We start from the raw sequence: 16,476 nt of genomic DNA, 5'->3' as shown, positions 1-16,476 counted from the left end.
CCGCGTGTGAGGCGGCGCGCGAGCCGACCTCGGCCACCCCGCCCGGTGCGGCGGGGTGGTGGCCGCTCAGCTCGGCCGGGCGAGCACCTCGTTGAGCGTGGACACCAGGCGGGCCACGTCGACCGGCTTGACCAGGTGCGCGTGCGCCCCGGCCATCCGGCTCTTCTCGCGGTCGTCGTCGCCGCCGAAGCCGCTCACCACGATGGTCGCGCGCGGCTTCGCCGCGAGCGACGCGACGAGCTCGATGCCGCTGCCATCCGGGAGCGACACGTCCGTCACCAGCGCGTCGATCGGGTTGTCGGCGAGGCGCGCGCGCCCCTCCTCGCACGAGCGCGCCACGACCACGCGGAAACCCCGGCGGCGCAGCGCCATGCCGAGCAGCGTCGAGGTGTCGTCGTCGTCGTCGAGCACGAGGACGAGGGGGAGATCCGCGCTCATCGAGCACCTGCCTTGCGGTCTGCCTCGTTGAGAGGCCACTCCAGGGTGATGCGCGTCTCCGCGCCGACGCGCTCGACCCGCGCCGCGCCGCCGTGCGCCTTGAGCACGCCGTCGATGACCCGCACGGGCAGCGCGCCCTCGTCGAGCGGGTCCGAGTCCGGCGAGAGCGCGGCCTGGAAGAGCTCCTCCACCGACGCCGTGTCCGAGTCGCTCGTGAGCACCACGCGCGCCTTGTCGCCCTGCGACGCGAGCTCCACGGCGACCCGCGCGCGCGCGGCGCGCAGGGCGAGCATGAGCGCGTCCGCGAGCGCGGCCGTCATCGACGCCGGGTGAGCGAAGCCGCGCAGCGGCGCGAGGTCGAGCGCCACCGAGACCTGCCGTCGGCCATAGACGAACGACGCCTCCGACACGGCCTGGCGGACGAGCGCCTCGAGGTCGAGCGACTGCACCGGCGTGTCGAGCTGCCGCGCCAGCTCCGACGCGGCGGTGTAGCGGTCGGCGAGGCGCAGCAGGCGGCGCACGCCTCGCCGCGCCATGGTGAAGAACGCCACGTTCCGCGCGGTGGTCTCGCCCCCGAGGGCGCGCTCCAGCTCGTCGAGGGCCCCGGCCACCACGCCGGCCGGCCCGCGGACGTCGTGTCCCGTGCGAGCGAATAGCTTGTAGACCGACTCGGGCAGCGCCTTTTCCGTCATTCCTTACGCCTCACCTCGCCTCTCTCAGCTCAGCGAAGAGCTCGCCGAGCCTGGGGGAGAGGCTGCCTTGTCCTTGTCTGGGCCTTCGTCCCCGCCCGAGCCATCCTGCTCGCCGTAGCGCTCCAGCTTGCGGTAGAGCGTGCGCCGGTCGAACCCGAGCATCTGGGCGGCGCGCGACTTGTTGCCGCCGACGAGCGCGAGCACGCGCTTGATGTAGCGCTTCTCGAGCTCGTCCATCGTCATGATCTCCGCGGGCTCGTCGACGGCGACGACGAAGCGGTCGGGCCGGTAGGCCTGGACCTTGTCCGGCAGGTCCTCGACCGTGATCTGCTCGAAACGGGCGAGCGCCACCGCGCGCTCGATGCTGTTCTCGAGCTCGCGCACGTTACCCGGCCAGTTGTACGCGGTGAGCTTCTCCGCGGCCGCGGTCGAGAGCGAGAGCACGCCCTTCCCGCTGCGCGACGAGAACTTCTCGAGGAAGTGCATCGCCAGGTGGAGCACGTCGGTCCCGCGCTCGCGCAGGGGCGGCAGGTCGATCTTCACGACGTTGACGCGGTAGTAGAGGTCCTCGCGGAACCGCTTCTCGTACACCTCGGTCTCGAGGTCCCGGTTCGTCGCCGTCACGATGCGCGCGTCGAACGGGATCTCGGCGTTCGAGCCCACCGGCCGCACCTTCCGCTCCTGGAGGGCGCGGAGCAGCTTCGGCTGGACCTCGAGCGGCATCTCGCCGATCTCGTCGAGGAAGATGGTGCCGCCGCTCGCCTCGAGGAACAGGCCGGTGCGCTGGGTCTTCGCGTCGGTGAAGGCCCCGCGAGCGTGGCCGAACAGCTCGCTCTCGAGCAGCGCCTGGGGCACCGCGGCGCAGTTGACGGCCACGAAGGGGCCGGGGCGGCCGCTGGCCTCGTGGATCGCCCGCGCGATGAGCTCCTTGCCGGTGCCGGTCTCGCCGTGGACGAGGACCGAGGCGTCGCTCCGCGCCACGCGGCCGATCAGGTCGTAGACGCGCTTCATCGCGGGGCTTCGCCCGACGAGCCCCTTGGTCTGCTGGACGTCGTGGGCCGCCTCGCGCAGGCGCTTCACCTCGGACCGGAGGCGCCGGTGCTGGACGGCGCGCGAGACCGTCAGGCCGAGGAGGTTCGAGTCGAGCGGCTTCGTGACGAAGTCGAACGCCCCGGCGCGCATCGACGAGATCGCGGTCTCCATGCTCCCGAGCGCCGTCATGACGATCACGAGCATGTCGGGCCGGGCGCCGAGGATGCGCTCGCAGAGCTCGAGGCCGCTCATCTCGCTCATGCCGACATCGGTCAGCACGACGTCGAAGTCGTCCTCGCTCACCAGCTCGAGCGCGCTCTTGGCCGAGGTGCGCGCCGCTACGGAGAATTCCTGCCTCTTGAGGAGGGCTTCGACCAGATCGCACGTCGCTTCGTCGTCATCGACGACGAGTATCCTGCCGCTCATCGCGTGTCCTTCCCCGGCAGCTCTAAAGGTCGACCGCTGCCTGCAGTTGCAGGGAACGTGCCACGGAGACACCGCGCCATCAAGCCCGGGCCGCTCTCATCCTTGAGGTTATCTCACGTGACGTTTCGCCACAGGTGCGCGTTCCTGCCTCAGCCATGTCGGCGCGGAGGACTTCCGTGCCGCGCCGGGTCGCTCCAGCCACCGGCCTCCAGCGAGAGCGGCAGCTTCCACGGGGACTTTTCATGCCAGGCGAGCTTACGAGCAGCCTGGATTTCCACAGACTTACAGCACTCACGCTTGTTATGCATATCGCAGGCCCAGCGCGCAGCGGCTGGGTGAGCCAGGGCGGCCACGACGCCGCGCCGAGGTGATCGCCGAGAACAAAAATGTCTTGTGCCTCGCGCGGCCCTGACCTCGGCGCGGTGCAGGAGGCAGCGCGACGGCGACGCTGCGCCGGGCGAGCGCGCGCGATCGCTCCCGCGGCCGGTCGTCGTCGTCGAAGAGCACCAGCGCGCCAGGACAGGACGACGTGGCGCGCCGCCGGCCGAGGGCGGCAGAAGGGAGGACGAGGTGGCCGAGCGCCGCGCCGCTCGGCGGGCAGGACCAGGTGGGCAGGCCCCTGTTTCGGCGGGATTGCGCGATGATGCCGTGTGCCGCTGCTGGTTGGATCGCTCCGGGCATAGGAAGCTGCCGAATCCGTCCGCGCTTCTTCTCGAGAGGCGAAATTCCACATCGATATTCCAGGCTCCGGATTCTGGTCTGCTCAACCCCGGAATAAGAACGTCCGGCACGACGGTTGCTTCAGGCCATCCCGATGAAGAAGGGGGGGCGGCTGAGCGGGGAGCAGGGCGAGACGTGCCTGCTGATTGCTGAGTCCGGTGCCCCCTGGCCCGAGTGCGCTGTCCGACGGCGCGCGCAGGCGCGCGAGCTCGAGACGGTGGTCCGGCTACCTCATGAACAGGCCTCGACCTTGTCGCTGACCCGGCGCGAGTTGCTCGGCGGCGGCGTGGTCACCGTCTCGCTCGAGGGCCCCCGCGGCGGGCCGCTGCGGCCCCTCGCGCACCTCGCGGCCGTGTGAGCAGGGCATCCAGCGAGAACAACAAGGCTCCTCGTCGATCTCGATCTCCTCAACATCACCCTCGTTCTCCGGGAGAAGAATGCATGAAAGCGACACAGCTCTTGAAGGGGCAACACCGCGAAGCCGAGAGGCTATTCACTCTGGCCCTCTCCGGCATCGGCGACGTACGGCGGGTGACGGACGAGCTCACGAAGCACCTGCTCGCCCACATGCTCGCCGAGCAGGTGGTGCTCTTCCCGGAGCTGCTCGCCATCGAGCCGGACCTGGTCGGCGGGGCCTGCGAGGAGCACACGGTCGCGCGCTTCGAGATCCGGCGCGTCGTGAACACGGCGCCGGAGGACCCGAGCTTCAGGGCCAAGCTCAGCGCGCTGAGAGACCTGGTGATGCACCATGTCGACGAAGAGGAGCGGGAGCTCCTGCCCCGCATGGAGGCGGAGCTGACGGACGACACGAACGAGCGGCTCGGCCAGCAGATGCTGGAGCTGTTCGAGGCCCTCATCGCCCACTCCCGCCGCAACCACGGCGCGGGACACGCCGCAGAGCGCACCGCGACGGCGGCCTGACGGCCGGCGCAGACCTGTTCCGCTTCTCTCCCGACACGTACAGCACGCGCCTTCGAGCGCTCCTCTCCTGCGCTCGACAGGACCAGTCCTGCGCTCGACAGCACCAGCCGGTGCAGCGCCCTGCGCATGCAGCGCGCGCCCCGGACGACGTCGTGCCATGGCGGCTTCACGGGACACGGGGCACGAGCAATGCGCACGGAGCAACCTTTCGTGGCCACGCCCGGTGCCCCGGCACCTGTCACATCGGTTCAGGAAGAGCGCACAGGAAGGCGGATAGACGGGAGGATCCTTGATCTTCTCCGGTCTTCCTGCCTCCCTGGTCACTCCGACCGTCACGCGCCCAGCGCTCGGGGGAGCGTGCTCGCACCTGCTTCGGCTCAAGGGGTCGTGGCGGGCGCGTCGCCGGGTCCGGTGGGGCCGCCGTGGCCGGGCCCGTACCCGTGGGACTCACCGTAGCCGAGATCCTCGGGGACCATGGTGTCCGCCGGGGTCGACGACGCGGACGCGGCGGCGCTCGGCGCGTCGTTGGAGGCGAGCTCGTAGACGCCGCGCTCGAGCTCCATCTCGTCGAGCGCCGACCCGCAGGCCCGGCAGGGCGTCGCCGCCGTCGAGACGAAGATGTACCTGCGGTCACACGACTTGCAGCGGAGCTCTCGGATCATCGCTGGCTCGCCGGGTCAGCTGGGCCGACCATGCCGCGTCGCCTCCTGGGCTTCGCGCAGCTCGTCGCCTTCGGGGCCGTCCAGGGCGCTGGCAGCCTCCTCCGCGTGCTCTTCGATCTTGCCGTCCTTCACCGACCTCTCCACACCTTCGCGGTAGCGCCGGTCTGCCGTGTGGTTGCCCTCGCCCTCGACGTCCGCGGGCTGGCTCTGCTGAGAAGCTTTCTGATTCTCCATCGTATCCTCCTGATGTTGAGCTCTCTGGGTCAAGATTGCGGGTCTTGCATCAGACGCGCCGCTTCGCGTCCTGGATCGCGCGATCGAGCTCCTCCACGCGCTGATCGACGCCCTTCTTCACCTCGTCGAGGTTCGTGCTCGTCGCCGCGTCGAGATCGCGCAGGCTCCTGCGGACCGCCTCCGACTTGTCCTGGAGCTCCTTCACGAGCCTGTCGACCTCGACCTTCGACATCTTCTTCTCGGCCTTGGAGCGGAGCTCGGCGACGTCCTTCTCGAGGTCCTCGATCTTGCGCGTCGTGGACGCGCGCACGTCCTCGCGCGCCTTCGAGAGCTCCGCCTGCGCCTCGACGGTCTTCTCCTGCACGTCGACGGCAGCGTTGTTGAGCTTCTGCGCAGCCTCCCGCAGCGCCTTGTCAGTCTCCCGCTCCGCGCGCTGGTCGATCTCGGCGACCTTCTTGTCGAGCTCATTGGCGACCTCCGCCGCCTTCTGCTGCGCCTCCTGCTGGGCGCGTTCGGCCTTGGCCTGCGCGTCCGTGGGGGACTCGCAGCCCGCAAAGACGCTCATGACGATGGCGATGGGAAGGAACGTGCGGACGGTCAGCATGATGATCTCCTACGGTTGCGGTTGAGGCTCGACCTCGCCCGGGCGATCGCCGGGCGCGACACGAAAGCCCCATGGCAGCTCTCCGGGATGGGCCTCTCGGCGCCCTGGATGGGGTCATCGCCCCGTATTGCGACAGACGTGCCATGCAGAAGCAGCGGAAACGGTTCGGTCTGGCGAGACAAATCGCCTCGATCGTGGCCCTCGAGCACGTGCAAACACGCGCGAATGGCCCGGCGATGACGCAGCGCCCACAAGCGATGGCGCGAAGCGTCAGGCGCGGAGTGGGAGAGGCGCGTGCAGACCTGGAGTCAGCGGGGATAACCCGCTTCGACGCCGGGCGACGATCGCGCCTGGATTCAGGGATGCTGGAGAGGTGAAGAGGGGACGGCGCGCTGGCGCGCGCGAGGGGCCACCTGGTGTGTCAGACCCCTCGCGGCGCGTGGGCTCTTGTGGGACAAGGGCCCATGCGGCGCGCGAGGATCGGAGTGGAGCGCGTCAGGCCCGGACGCGACGGCCGAGCGCGAGCGAGACCACCGCCAGCACGAGGAAGATGACGAAGAGCAGCTTCGCGACCGAGGCGGCGCTCGCGGCGATACCGCCGAAACCGAAGATGGCAGCGATGATCGCGACGACAAAGAACGCAACACTCCAACTGAGCATGGTAACCTCCTAATTGGGTGAACTGGTGTTCCAGCGTTTCGAACCAGCGTTGTTGCGTTCGTTGCAGCCGCCGTGCCGCCGAGGTCCCCTGCTGAAGAACGCGGCTCGTCTCCTCGATCCAAGCTCGATCATTTCCGGCTCGGTCGTGCGGCCCATGAAAGCGCAGAAGCTGCGGCAAATTGCCTCATTCGTGACGTCCTGCGTCGCACAGCGCTCTTCCGGTGTGGCGGACGAGCTCGGCACAACGTTTGCTGGCGCTCACCCCTGTGCGCGCAAGAGCGAAGTCGGGCTCAACACAGTACCGGTGTCGAGGTCGAGCTCGGCAGAGGGACCGGGGCGGCTGTCCCGTACGGCCGCCGGTCGGCTGCCCGGTGGCGCGCGGGCTGCGCTGGCGAGGCGCCTTGTGGCGTTCGGCCAGCTCGCCGAATATGTCGTGCTCGATGATCCCAGCCGCGGCCCAGGTCGACCTGGGCCGCTCGCCGGTCGCTGCCCAGGCTCCTGAAGGCGATGTCCGCCGACCTGGAGCTCACGTCGCGAACGACCCGAACATGACGATGCCTCTCCCCACGCTCATCAGGACCCGCCGCGAGGCCATCATCGAGCGGTTCGTCGGCGAGCTGCGCAGGCGAAGCTCGGCGGCACGAGACATGCCGAAGCCCTTGATCATCAACTCGCTGCCGACCTTCCTGGACGAGGTGGCTACCAGCCTGGAGAACGGTTCTTCGACGCGCGCCAGCGACGAGGCGGCGCGCGAGCACGGCGAGACGCGCTGGGAGAACGGGTTCGACCTGGACGTGATGGTCCGGGAGTACGGCGTCCTGCGGCGGTCCATCCTCCACGAGATCCAGGAGTCGGGGCTCACGCCGAAGCTGAGCGACGTCGAGGCGCTCTCGGAGCGCGTGGACGCAGGTATCGCCAAGGCGGTCAGCGAGCACACGCGGCTCCAGCTGGAGGCGCTCGACGCCGAGCGCAAGCGCACCGAGCTCGAGCGCGACAAGAGCGGCTCGCTGCTGGCCCAGGCGCCGGCGCCGATCTGCCTCCTCAAGGGCGCCGACCTCGTGTTCGAGCTCGCGAACCCGCTCTTCTGTCAGATGGTCGGCCGCGATGATCTCCTCGGCAAGCCGCTCGTCGAGGCCGTCCCGGAGCTCCGCGGGCAGGCGCTGCACGCGCAGCTCGAGTCCGTCATGGCGAGCGGAAATCCGAGCGTCGCCAACGAGATCCCGGTGAGGATCGCGCACTGGACCGGCGAGCTGGTGGAGCGGATCTACAACGTCCTGTGCAAGCCGGTCTGCGACGTGAGCGGCGCCGTCGAGGGCGTGATGGTCACGGCGTTCGAGGTGACCGAGCAGATCGGCGCGCGGCGGAAGGCGGAGCGCCTCGCGCTCGAGCTCCAGCAGAGCGTCGCCCAGCGCCTGCGCGCGGAGCAGGCGCTCCGCGTGAACGAGGAGCGGTTCCGCAAGGCGCTCCGGGGGTCGCCGGTCATGGTGTTCAACCAGGATCGGGAGCTCCGCTACACGTGGATGCACAACTCGTTCGGCAAGTCGGAGCGCGAGGTGCTCGGGAAGACCGACGCGGAGGTGCTGGAGGACCCGGAGGCGGCGAGGTCGCTCGACCGCGTGAAGCGCGAGGTGCTCTCCAGCGGGGTCGGCCAGCGGCGCGAGATCGCGCTGCACGCTGCCGGGCGCACGCAGCACCTCGACATCTCGATCGAACCGCTGACGGACGACGCCGGCGAGATCATCGGCATCACCTGCACGGCGACGGACATCACGGAGCGGAAGTCGATCGAGCAGGCGCTGCGGGCGAGCGAGGCGCGGTTCCGCACCGTCCAGGAGGCGTCGCCCGACGGGTTCATGATCCTGCGCAGCGTGCGCGACGCGTCCGGGGCGATCTCTGATTTCGAGTGGGTCTACGTGAACCCGGCCACTGGACCCATCGTGGGCGGACGGGGCAAGGACCTCGAGGGCAAGCGGCTGTCGGTCGAGATGCCGGGCAGCTCGCTCGCGAGCGCCTTCGCCACGTACGCGCGCGTCGTGGAGACCGGGGAGGCTGCCCGGGTCGAGCTCTTCTGCGCGCACGAGGGCGCTCCGCAGACGTTCCGGGCCATCGCGGTGGCGCTGGGCGACGGCGTGGGCATCTCGTTTCACGACATCACCGAGCAGAAGCGCACCGAGGCCGAGCGCGTCCAGCTCCTCGAGCAGGAGCAGCGCGCGCGTCAGCACGCCGAGCAGCTGAACCGGCTCAAGGACGAGTTCCTCGCGACCGTGTCGCACGAGCTCAGGACGCCGCTCCAGTCGATCCTGGGCTGGGCGCGGATCCTCCGGACGGGCGAGGTGGACACCGAGTCGCTCGAGCGGGGCCTCGCCACGATAGAGCGCAACGCGAAGGCGCAGTCGCAGCTGATCGAGGACGTCCTCGACGCCTCGACGATCATCGCGGGGAAGCTCCAGCTCCGGACCGATCCGGTCGACGTGCGGCAGGTGCTCGCCACCGCGCTCGACCTGGTGCGCCCGGCCGCGCTGGCCAAGGGGGTGACCGTCAACGCCTGGGTCGTCGACGACGTGGGCATCTTCCTCGGCGACGCCGATCGGCTCCAGCAGATCGTGTGGAACCTGCTCACGAACGCGGTGAAGTTCACGCCCTCGGGGGGCCACGTCCGGGTCGGAGCCCGGCGCGTCGATGCCATGCTCGAGGTCGAGGTCGAGGACAACGGCGAGGGCATCCCGAAGAGCTTCCTGCCGTTCCTTTTCGAGCGGTTCCGGCAGGCGGACGGGGGGATGACGAGGGCCCACGGCGGGCTGGGGCTCGGCCTCGCGATCGTGCGGCACCTGGCCGAGGCGCAGGGCGGCACCGTGAATGCCGAGAGCGACGGGGAGGGCAAGGGCGCGCGCTTCCGGGTCCGGCTCCCGATCCGCGCCGAGGCGCACACGGCGCTGCCGTCCCCGCAGCGCCGGGGCAGCGACTCGCCACAGGGCTCCGCGCGCCGCGTGCTCGAGGGCATCCGCGTCCTCGTCGTCGACGACGAGACCGACGCCCGCGAGCTGCTCGGCATCATCTTCGTGCGGGCGGGCGCGACGGTGCGCGAGGCAGCCTCGGCCGGCGCGGCGCTCGAGGCGCTCCGAGAGGGCGAGTTCGACGTGCTCGTGAGCGACATCGGCATGCCGGGCGAGGACGGCTACGCGATGATGCGGCGGCTGCGCGCGATGGGGACCGAGGTCGCCGCGAGCGGGATCCCGGCGCTCGCGCTCACCGCGTACACGCGCATGGAGGACCGCCGTCAGGCGATCGCCGCCGGCTTCCAGATGCACCTGGCCAAGCCCATCGAGCCGAACAGCCTGATCACCGCGGTGGCGCACCTCGTCGGCCGCGCAGGCAACCGCGGTAGCTGGCCGTAGCCTGCCGGGCGCGGCCGCTCTGGCGGCCCTGGTGGCGGCGCCGCCACCGGTCGCGGTGCTCGGCCGCTCGGCTCGCGCGGGCGCGGCCCCTCGGGAGAGGTGTGTGCGCCTGCCGAGAGCCGTCTTGGGCACCCGCACCCACCCTGGCCACCACTCAGCTCTTCCCGGCACTGCTGAGCCACGCTAACCTGAGCGGACCGGCACGGGCCGCGTCGGGAACGGGGCGCTTGGAGAGCCGAGTGCGCCGCGACCTGGCTCCCGTGCGAAGCAGGCCGTATGCGGTGTCTCCGTCCCCGGAAACAAGTGAGCCGGCCACCAGCTCCGTCGCACCTCGCCCTGCGCCATGTGCAGCGTTGCTCTCGTATGCTATCGCCGGGCCAGCGTTTTGCCCCTGAACGAGGACGAGGATGGACGGTAAAATCCTGAATATTATCCTGGTCGAGGACGACACCGTCGACGTGATGAACGTCCGGAGGGCGTTCGAGAGGGGCAAGATCACGAACCCGCTCTGGGTCGCAGGCGACGGCGTCGAGGGGCTCGATCTGCTGCGCGGCACCCAGGTGCCCAGGGATCGGCGGCTCGTCCTGCTCGACCTGAACATGCCCAGGATGAACGGCATCGAGTTTCTCCGCGAGCTCCGGGCCGACGCGACGCTGAAGGCGACGCCCGTCGTGGTGCTGACGACCTCGAACGACGATCGGGACAAGGTGGACGCGTACGACCTGAACGTCGCTGGGTACCTGCTCAAGCCGGTGACTTTCCTGAGCTTCGTCGAGCTGATGACGGCACTGAACCGGTACTGGACTCTCGTGGAGATGCCTTGAACCATAGGTCGGTTCGTCTCCTGGTCGTCGACGACGACACGGTCGATCGGATCGCGATCCTGCGAGCGCTGCGGAGCGGCCGCGTCGACGCCGAGATCAGGGAGGCCGATTCGGTCGATTCGGCGCTCGCGGTGCTGTACGAGCAGCAGATCGACTGTGTGCTCCTCGACTTCTACCTGCCCGGGGGCGACGGGCTCGCGGTGATCGAGGCGGCGCGCAAGGCGAAGCTCACGGCGCCGTTCATCATGCTGACCGGGCAGGGGGACGAGTCGCTGGCGGTCGATCTGATGAAGCGGGGCGCGGCGGACTATGTGCCGAAGAACCTGCTGACGCCCGAGCGGCTGGTGCAGAGCCTGCGCTACGTGCTCAGGCTGAACGAGGCCGAGCGCCGCGAGGACGAGGCGCGCAGGGCGCTCTCTCGCCACGCGAACCAGCTCGCCCAGCTCACCGAGGCGACGCTGCGTATCCACAGGTCGCTCTCGCTGAACGAGCTGATCCAGCGCACGACCGACGAGGCGCGGGCGCTGCTCGACGCGAACGTGGCGATCGCGCGGCTGGCCGCGCGGGGCGTGACGCAGCGGTCGATGACGGGCGTCTCGCTCTCCGAGGAGTACGCGGCGCGGGAGGATCGGGACGGCATCCGCGAGATCGCGCTCGGCCTGATCGAGCGGAGGAGCACGAGCGTCCGGCTGACCGGCGACGAGATCGCGAGCGATCCCACGTGCGCCGACGTGCTCTCTCGCGCGCCGGCGGAGCTGCACCCGCGCTCGCTGGTCGCGGCGCCGCTGCGCGGCCGGGACGGCCAGTGCATCGGGAGCGTCCAGCTCCTCGATCGGCGCGACGGCCCGTTCGTGGAGAGCGACGAGGTGCTGCTCACGCAGCTGGCGCAGTCGGCGTCCGTCGCCCTCGAGAACGCGCGGCTGTACAACGAGGCGCAGGCCGCGACGCGGGCCCGGGACGACCTCCTGGCGATCGTGTCGCACGACCTCCGGAACCCGCTCAACACGATCGCGATCACGGCGTCGCTGCTGCGGAGCGATCTGCTCCAGCGCAAGGACGGCGAGGAGGACGACGCCGTGCAGCTCGTCGATCGCATGGACCGCGGGATCCAGCGCATGACGCGGCTGATCGAGGATCTGCTCGATGCGTCGCGCATCGAGGCGGGGCGGCTCGTCGTGTCGCCGAGGGTGGAGCGGGGCGGCGCGCTCGTGCGTGAGGCGCTCGAGGCCGCGGCGTCGCTCGCCGAGGCGAAGGGCTGCCGGGTGACGCAGGGCCCGCTCGACGCGGGCCTGGAGGTCCTCGCGGATCGGGATCGCGTGCTGCAGGTGTTCTCGAACCTGCTCGGCAACGCGCTGAAGTTCACGCCGAAGGGCGGCGTCGTGAGCGTATCGCTCTGCCGGGTGGCCGATCTCGCGCGCTTCTCGGTGGCGGACACCGGCCCGGGCATCCCGCCCGAGCATCAGCCGCACCTCTTCGATCGGTACTGGAAGGCGTCGCAGGAGTCGCGCACGGGAGCAGGGCTGGGCCTGTACATCGCGCGCGGCATCGTCGAGGCGCACCACGGGACCGTGGCGGTCGAGAGCACCCTGGGCCACGGGACGACGATCCACTTCTCGCTGCCCCTGGCGAGCTGAGCGCGTGGCGAGCTGAGCGCGCCGCCCGCGCGCCGTCGGGAGCGACCCCGCCCGGCGGACGGGCGGGCGGACGCGAGTGACCGGCGGGCGGGCGCGACCGGCTCAGCTCGGGCGCGGAGAGCGAGCCGGGATTGCTCGCGGAGGCTGGGCAGGATCCTTCGAGGGATCAGGCTGCGAAGCGGCTCGCAAGTCGTGAGATGACATCTCGCGGGGCGCGCACGGGGGCAGCGCGCCTCGAGCGCTCGAGAGCGCGGTGCGCACGCGCGTGTATCTGCGCCCCGAGGCACGTGGGCAAGGCCGCTCGTCAAGAGCTCGCGGCTCGATGTGGCTCGCGAGGTTCAGTCAGCGGCTGCGGAGGCTTGAGGTGCGAGAGAGGGAGTGAGGATGGGCTCCCTGGCTCGCTCTGGTGCTGGTCGGACGATCGATCGATTCAGAAGACAGTGCGAAGGGGGGGACTTGAACCCCCACGGTGTTACCCGCTAGCACCTCAAGCTAGTGCGTCTGCCAATTCCGCCACCTTCGCGAGCGCGTTGTGGGACGGAACCTACCCAGCTGGCCAGGGAAGTCAAGCTAATCCTCTCAAAGTCGCGCCAGAGCGCCAGCGCGCCAGCGCGCGCTCCCCGCATCACGCGGCGTATGACGCGTACGCCGGCCTCGCGGCCTTGGCTGACCGTCTGTCGTTGCGCGCCTGCACCACGCGCGCGCGGGCTCTTCACGTCGCGCGCGGGCTCTTCACGTCGCGCGCGGGCTCTTCAGCGGACGAGCGCCTCGACGATCTCACGGATCTCGAACGGCTTGCGGACCCAGGAAACGCCGCTGTTGGCCGGGAGAGGCGCGGCTCCCGCGCTGCCGGACATGACCACGAGCCGCACGTCAGGGTTGGCGCTGCGCACGGCGGAGACGGTGCCGAGGACGTCCTGCTCGATCGGAGAGATGTCGAGCAGCGCTGCCTGGAAAGGGCCCGACGCGAGAGCGCCAGCGAGCTCGCTCGCGCTCTGCACGCTGACGAGGCTCGCGCCGCGCGCCGTGAGCGCCGTGTCGAGCAGGTCCACCACCGCGTCGTCGTCCTCGACCACCAGGATCCTGATGCCGTCGAGGACCGCGCCCGACACCGGCGACGTCGTGCTCCGCGGCACCGGCGGCCCTTCCTCGACCTCGGCTGCGCCGTGCGACGCGCCGTCGGCGAGCAGAGAGCCCTCGACCGGCCAGCGCAGCTCGAAGCGGGCGCCCTCCTCCGACGGAACCAGCGCGAGCGCGCCGCCGGAAGCGCTGGCCAGCGCAGCCGAGTGGCGCAGGCCGATGCCCGCGCCGCCCGGTCGCGTCGAGACGCCGGAGCTCAGCAGCGTCGCGCGGCGCGACGGCGGGACGCCAGGCCCCTGATCGGCGACGCCCACGATCACCGACGCGCCGTCGAGCCTCGCGTCCACGCGCACCGCAGAGCCGCGCGGCGAGAACGCCACCGCGTTGAGCAGCAGGTTGGTCAAGATCTGCACCACCGCGGCGCCGTTGCTCACAGCGGTCCGCGCGACCGCAGGATCGAGCAGCGCGTGGAGCGCTATCGCCGCGCGGCGCGCCTCGGGATCCAGGCCGGTCACGGCGTCGTCGATGACGTCACCGAGCAGGCGCACCGGCTCCGCGAGCGGCCTCGACGCGACCCCGTCATCGCCGGCAGGACGCCCCTCGGCGTCGGCGCCGATGGCCCGCCGGATCAGGCGGCGCGCGTCGCGCGCTCGGGAGGCGGCCACGCCGAGCGCACGGCTCAGCTCGGGGCCTTGCTGCTCGCCCTGGGCCCGCTCGATGCAGCCCACGATGACGGTGAGCGCATTGGAGACCTCGTGCAGCGCGACCGCGAGCTCCTGCGCGGAAGGCAGGGAAGCCGCGTTCGCGCGCCCCTCGCCGGAGCGCTGCCCCGGATCGCCTCGCAGAGAGGGCGCACGCGTCAGGCCATCCTCTGTTGAAGGCTCCGATGTCCCACCGCGCGTCGGCTGCGCCACGGGCGCTAGCCTATCGCGCTCCGCGCTGAGCTGGTACCGCCCTTTTTCGCTCCGACTTCACCGGGAGGTCGACGGGGGGAGCGGCAGGACGTAGGAGCCGTCGGGCTCCGACCGGGTCTCGCCGATCTGGATGACCGCCCTCACCGGCCCCTGCGCGGTATTGCTCTCGACCGGGAGCCAGGCCACCACCGCGGCGTCGCCGAGCGGGGCACCCGACTCGTCGCGAACGCCACCCTGGAGCACGGCCGGGTAGGGCACGGCGAGATCGAGCTCGGTGACCGCAGCGTCCGTCGCCGAGACCGCGAGGCGCGGCCTGACGAGCCACGGATAAGTGGAGTCCGGCCTCGGCCGGACCGAGAAATCGAACTCCCCGGGGTCGGCGCCGAGGGAGAACGAGCCCCTGCGCAGGACCCCGGACGCCTGCCGGGGCGGCAGCGGCTCGGGCTTCAGCACCTGGCCGAGGTAGGGCGTGTCCTCGCCGACGGAGGGGACCGCGAGCACGGTCGCGCCATCCATCAGCTCGCCCAGCGGGCCCTGGACGCGGCCGCGCAGCGTCCCGGCCTCCGGGATGAGGACCGACTGGCCGCAGAAGCAGTCGTCGCCGGCGGGAAACTTGAGCGACTGCCTGGCCGTCGCCTTGGTTGTGTCGTTGATCGGCCGCGCGAAGATGACGTACTCACCGGGCGGGAGATCGGCCCGGAAAAGGCCGTTCGCGTCCGTCTCGGTGTCCAGCTTGTAGGCGGCGGTCGGGGCCCTTTCGATGTCCGCGCTCTGGATGCGGACGGCGGAGAGCACCGCGTTGCCCTTCGCGTCGACCGTTCGCCCCTCCACGCGGCGCGCCGCGGCGTCGAGCTGGAGGAGCGAGAGGCTCAGGTTCCCCGTGGACCCCTGGAGCGCTATCGCGGCGAGATCCCAGTAGACCGTCGGCCGCGGATCGCCATCCCTCGGACGCAACCGGATGAGCGGGCTCTTCGTCTTGTCGGTCCAGTAGAACTTCACGCTGAACTCGACCTGCGTCGGAGTGCCCGGCTGCTGGAGCTCACCTTGAGCGAGGACATCGACCTGGGAGATGACGCTGCCGGTCAGCTGGTCGACGAGGTCGAGCATCCACCCGTCGACGTGCACGCCGTGCGGCACCTGCAGGCTGCCTTGCAGCACGGCGGGCTCGTCGGCATTGACGCCGAGGTTCCACTGCTCGGGGATGAGCTGGTTCGGCAGCAGGATCGGCGGGGGGACGTCGTCGCTGCAGTGCAGGTACGGCTGCGGAACCAGGTAGATGTGGTAGTTGCCGGTGGGGATTGCGGCCTGAAACTTCTGGCCGATGGTGCTCTCCGGGTCCTGGTCCATCCCCGCTTCCGGCCCGACGTCCGGCTCCGAGGCCGTCGAGTAGCTCTGCGCGGGCAGGCCCAGGACGGGCGCGACGCGCCGGAACTCGGCCCGCACCGGGAACTGCGTGCCGGCGAAGGTGCCGCAGTAAGCCCCGCCGAGGCGCACCGTGGCATTCACGCGCGCAGGCGCGGGGATCCCGAGATCCAGGAAGCGCACCTGGCCGGCGGCGTCGTGGGGGGGAAAGCCGCTGCCGACGTCGAGGTCGAGGAGGTGAGAGACCTCCGCGCTCAGCGCGCGCGAGGCGCGCGGCCGGACCTCCAGGATGAGCCCATCCAGGTGCGCGCTGGTCGAGACGCACGCGCGCTGTCCGCCGACATCGGCGCAGGTCGCTCCCACGCCGCACTCGTTCGAGCTGTCGCAGGCGTTCATCGAGCCGGACGCCGTCGCTTCGAGAGGGATGCTGCACGCCGCCGAACCCGGCAGGCAGGCGAGCAGCGCGACGCGCACGGCGAGGCGCCAGCTCACAGCGACCCCCTTTCCTGGCGGGCGACGCTCCTCGTGCAGACCGGGGCCCGGCGGCACCCCCGTGCGGTGAGGGAGCGCCGAGGCTCCGCTGAAGCGCTGGGGGCCGGCACCCGCCGGGCTGAGGAAGGCGATGCGCGGTGCCCGAACGGGTCCGCACCCGAGCAGGCGCAGGGAAAAATCACGTCGGAGATAGAAGGCGATGTTCGTGCCAACCAGCCGCTGGCGTTCCGGGCAGCGCGCGGCGTGCATCCAGATGGCACGGCGGTGCGCAGGCGAAGCGGAGGCCGTGACAGCCGTGTCGCGTCGCGGTCGGAGCACCGATGCGGCCAGACCGCGATCGGCGCAGCAGCTTGATGCCTGCGCGCGCACACGGAAGGTCCGAGGTA

The 16,476-nt window shown here is 70.7% G+C and carries 14 protein-coding genes and 1 tRNA gene; 5 read left to right on the top strand and 10 right to left on the bottom strand.

Features of this window, described 5'->3' with window-relative positions; translation table 11 throughout:
• Positions 1-66 precede the first annotated feature (66 nt).
• From WME89_RS51110 to WME89_RS51100, 3 genes are read right to left on the bottom strand one after another with little or no spacing between them, the layout of a single operon-like run.
• Positions 67-438 carry a response regulator gene (locus WME89_RS51110; protein ID WP_438006758.1) on the bottom strand — a complete coding sequence of 124 codons (372 nt, stop codon included), beginning with the start codon at positions 436-438 and terminating at the stop codon, positions 67-69.
• Positions 435-1,130: a histidine kinase gene (locus WME89_RS51105; protein WP_437622272.1), complete on the bottom strand. Its 696-nt coding sequence runs from the start codon at positions 1,128-1,130 to the stop codon at positions 435-437. The genes WME89_RS51110 and WME89_RS51105 overlap by 4 nt, the downstream gene beginning before the upstream one ends.
• A 24-nt stretch (positions 1,131-1,154) precedes the next feature.
• On the bottom strand, positions 1,155-2,588 hold the full coding sequence (locus tag WME89_RS51100) for a sigma-54-dependent transcriptional regulator (RefSeq protein WP_437306320.1): 1,434 nt from the start codon (positions 2,586-2,588) through the stop codon (positions 1,155-1,157).
• A gap of 814 nt (positions 2,589-3,402) precedes the next feature.
• On the opposite strand from WME89_RS51100, the gene WME89_RS51095 reads away from it, so the two are divergent.
• Together WME89_RS51095 and WME89_RS51090 are read left to right on the top strand one after the other, a co-directional pair.
• Positions 3,403-3,666: a hypothetical protein gene (locus WME89_RS51095; RefSeq protein WP_438006757.1), complete on the top strand. Its 264-nt coding sequence runs from the start codon at positions 3,403-3,405 to the stop codon at positions 3,664-3,666.
• Between the two features lie 83 nt (positions 3,667-3,749).
• Positions 3,750-4,229, top strand: coding sequence for a hemerythrin domain-containing protein (locus WME89_RS51090; RefSeq protein WP_438006756.1), 480 nt, complete (start codon positions 3,750-3,752; stop codon positions 4,227-4,229).
• Between the two features lie 377 nt (positions 4,230-4,606).
• On the opposite strand, the gene WME89_RS51085 is transcribed toward WME89_RS51090, so the two are convergent.
• From WME89_RS51085 to WME89_RS51070, 4 genes are all read right to left on the bottom strand, one after another.
• Complete coding sequence (locus WME89_RS51085) at positions 4,607-4,891, bottom strand: hypothetical protein (protein WP_438006755.1); 285 nt, start codon at positions 4,889-4,891, stop codon at positions 4,607-4,609.
• 15 nt (positions 4,892-4,906) lie between these two features.
• A complete protein-coding gene (locus tag WME89_RS51080) occupies positions 4,907-5,125 on the bottom strand; it encodes a hypothetical protein (RefSeq protein ID WP_438006754.1) in 219 nt (72 codons plus the stop codon).
• Positions 5,126-5,174: 49 nt separating this feature from the next.
• Positions 5,175-5,729: a hypothetical protein gene (locus tag WME89_RS51075; protein ID WP_438006753.1), complete on the bottom strand. Its 555-nt coding sequence runs from the start codon at positions 5,727-5,729 to the stop codon at positions 5,175-5,177.
• Between the two features lie 495 nt (positions 5,730-6,224).
• Positions 6,225-6,389, bottom strand: coding sequence for a DUF1328 domain-containing protein (locus WME89_RS51070; protein ID WP_437967293.1), 165 nt, complete (start codon positions 6,387-6,389; stop codon positions 6,225-6,227).
• 548 nt (positions 6,390-6,937) lie between these two features.
• Between WME89_RS51070 and WME89_RS51065 the strand changes: the two genes are divergently transcribed.
• The 3 genes from WME89_RS51065 (at position 6,938) to WME89_RS51055 (ending at position 12,242) form a co-directional block, all read left to right on the top strand.
• A complete protein-coding gene (locus WME89_RS51065) occupies positions 6,938-9,784 on the top strand; it encodes a PAS domain-containing protein (protein ID WP_438006752.1) in 2,847 nt (948 codons plus the stop codon).
• Between the two features lie 407 nt (positions 9,785-10,191).
• A complete protein-coding gene (locus tag WME89_RS51060) occupies positions 10,192-10,608 on the top strand; it encodes a response regulator (RefSeq protein WP_437655960.1) in 417 nt (138 codons plus the stop codon).
• Positions 10,605-12,242 carry an ATP-binding protein gene (locus WME89_RS51055; protein ID WP_438006751.1) on the top strand — a complete coding sequence of 546 codons (1,638 nt, stop codon included), beginning with the start codon at positions 10,605-10,607 and terminating at the stop codon, positions 12,240-12,242. Before WME89_RS51060 ends, WME89_RS51055 begins: the two co-directional genes overlap by 4 nt.
• 441 nt (positions 12,243-12,683) lie before the next feature.
• Here WME89_RS51055 and WME89_RS51050 read toward each other — a convergent pair.
• The 3 genes from WME89_RS51050 to WME89_RS51040 all read right to left on the bottom strand — a co-directional run bounded on the left by WME89_RS51050 (position 12,684) and on the right by WME89_RS51040 (position 16,339).
• Positions 12,684-12,765: transfer RNA gene (locus tag WME89_RS51050), tRNA-Leu, on the bottom strand.
• Positions 12,766-12,994: 229 nt separating this feature from the next.
• The gene (locus WME89_RS51045; RefSeq protein ID WP_438006750.1) at positions 12,995-14,236 is read right to left on the bottom strand and encodes a hybrid sensor histidine kinase/response regulator; all 1,242 of its coding nucleotides are present in this window, start codon (positions 14,234-14,236) and stop codon (positions 12,995-12,997) included.
• Between the two features lie 57 nt (positions 14,237-14,293).
• On the bottom strand, positions 14,294-16,339 hold the full coding sequence (locus WME89_RS51040; RefSeq protein WP_438006749.1) for a carboxypeptidase-like regulatory domain-containing protein: 2,046 nt from the start codon (positions 16,337-16,339) through the stop codon (positions 14,294-14,296).
• Positions 16,340-16,476: the final 137 nt, after the last annotated feature.

This window comes from Sorangium sp. So ce321, assembly GCF_051530195.1.
In the GTDB taxonomy this organism is placed as follows: domain Bacteria; phylum Myxococcota_A; class Polyangia; order Polyangiales; family Polyangiaceae; genus Sorangium.
The sequence above is the reverse complement of the archived record's forward strand: the minus strand, read 5'-3'. Positions and strand labels throughout refer to the sequence as shown.

Coding starts and splice junctions, on each gene's coding strand:
- WME89_RS51080 (WP_438006754.1), bottom strand. CDS start 5,125: ATGGAGAATCAGAAAGCTTCTCAGCAGAGCCAGCCCGCGGACGTCGAG.
- WME89_RS51085 (WP_438006755.1), bottom strand. CDS start 4,891: ATGATCCGAGAGCTCCGCTGCAAGTCGTGTGACCGCAGGTACATCTTC.
- WME89_RS51040 (WP_438006749.1), bottom strand. CDS start 16,339: ATGCACGCCGCGCGCTGCCCGGAACGCCAGCGGCTGGTTGGCACGAAC.
- WME89_RS51065 (WP_438006752.1), top strand. CDS start 6,938: ATGACGATGCCTCTCCCCACGCTCATCAGGACCCGCCGCGAGGCCATC.
- WME89_RS51075 (WP_438006753.1), bottom strand. CDS start 5,729: ATGCTGACCGTCCGCACGTTCCTTCCCATCGCCATCGTCATGAGCGTC.
- WME89_RS51095 (WP_438006757.1), top strand. CDS start 3,403: ATGAAGAAGGGGGGGCGGCTGAGCGGGGAGCAGGGCGAGACGTGCCTG.
- WME89_RS51110 (WP_438006758.1), bottom strand. CDS start 438: ATGAGCGCGGATCTCCCCCTCGTCCTCGTGCTCGACGACGACGACGAC.
- WME89_RS51090 (WP_438006756.1), top strand. CDS start 3,750: ATGAAAGCGACACAGCTCTTGAAGGGGCAACACCGCGAAGCCGAGAGG.
- WME89_RS51105 (WP_437622272.1), bottom strand. CDS start 1,130: ATGACGGAAAAGGCGCTGCCCGAGTCGGTCTACAAGCTATTCGCTCGC.
- WME89_RS51100 (WP_437306320.1), bottom strand. CDS start 2,588: ATGAGCGGCAGGATACTCGTCGTCGATGACGACGAAGCGACGTGCGAT.
- WME89_RS51060 (WP_437655960.1), top strand. CDS start 10,192: ATGGACGGTAAAATCCTGAATATTATCCTGGTCGAGGACGACACCGTC.
- WME89_RS51070 (WP_437967293.1), bottom strand. CDS start 6,389: ATGCTCAGTTGGAGTGTTGCGTTCTTTGTCGTCGCGATCATCGCTGCC.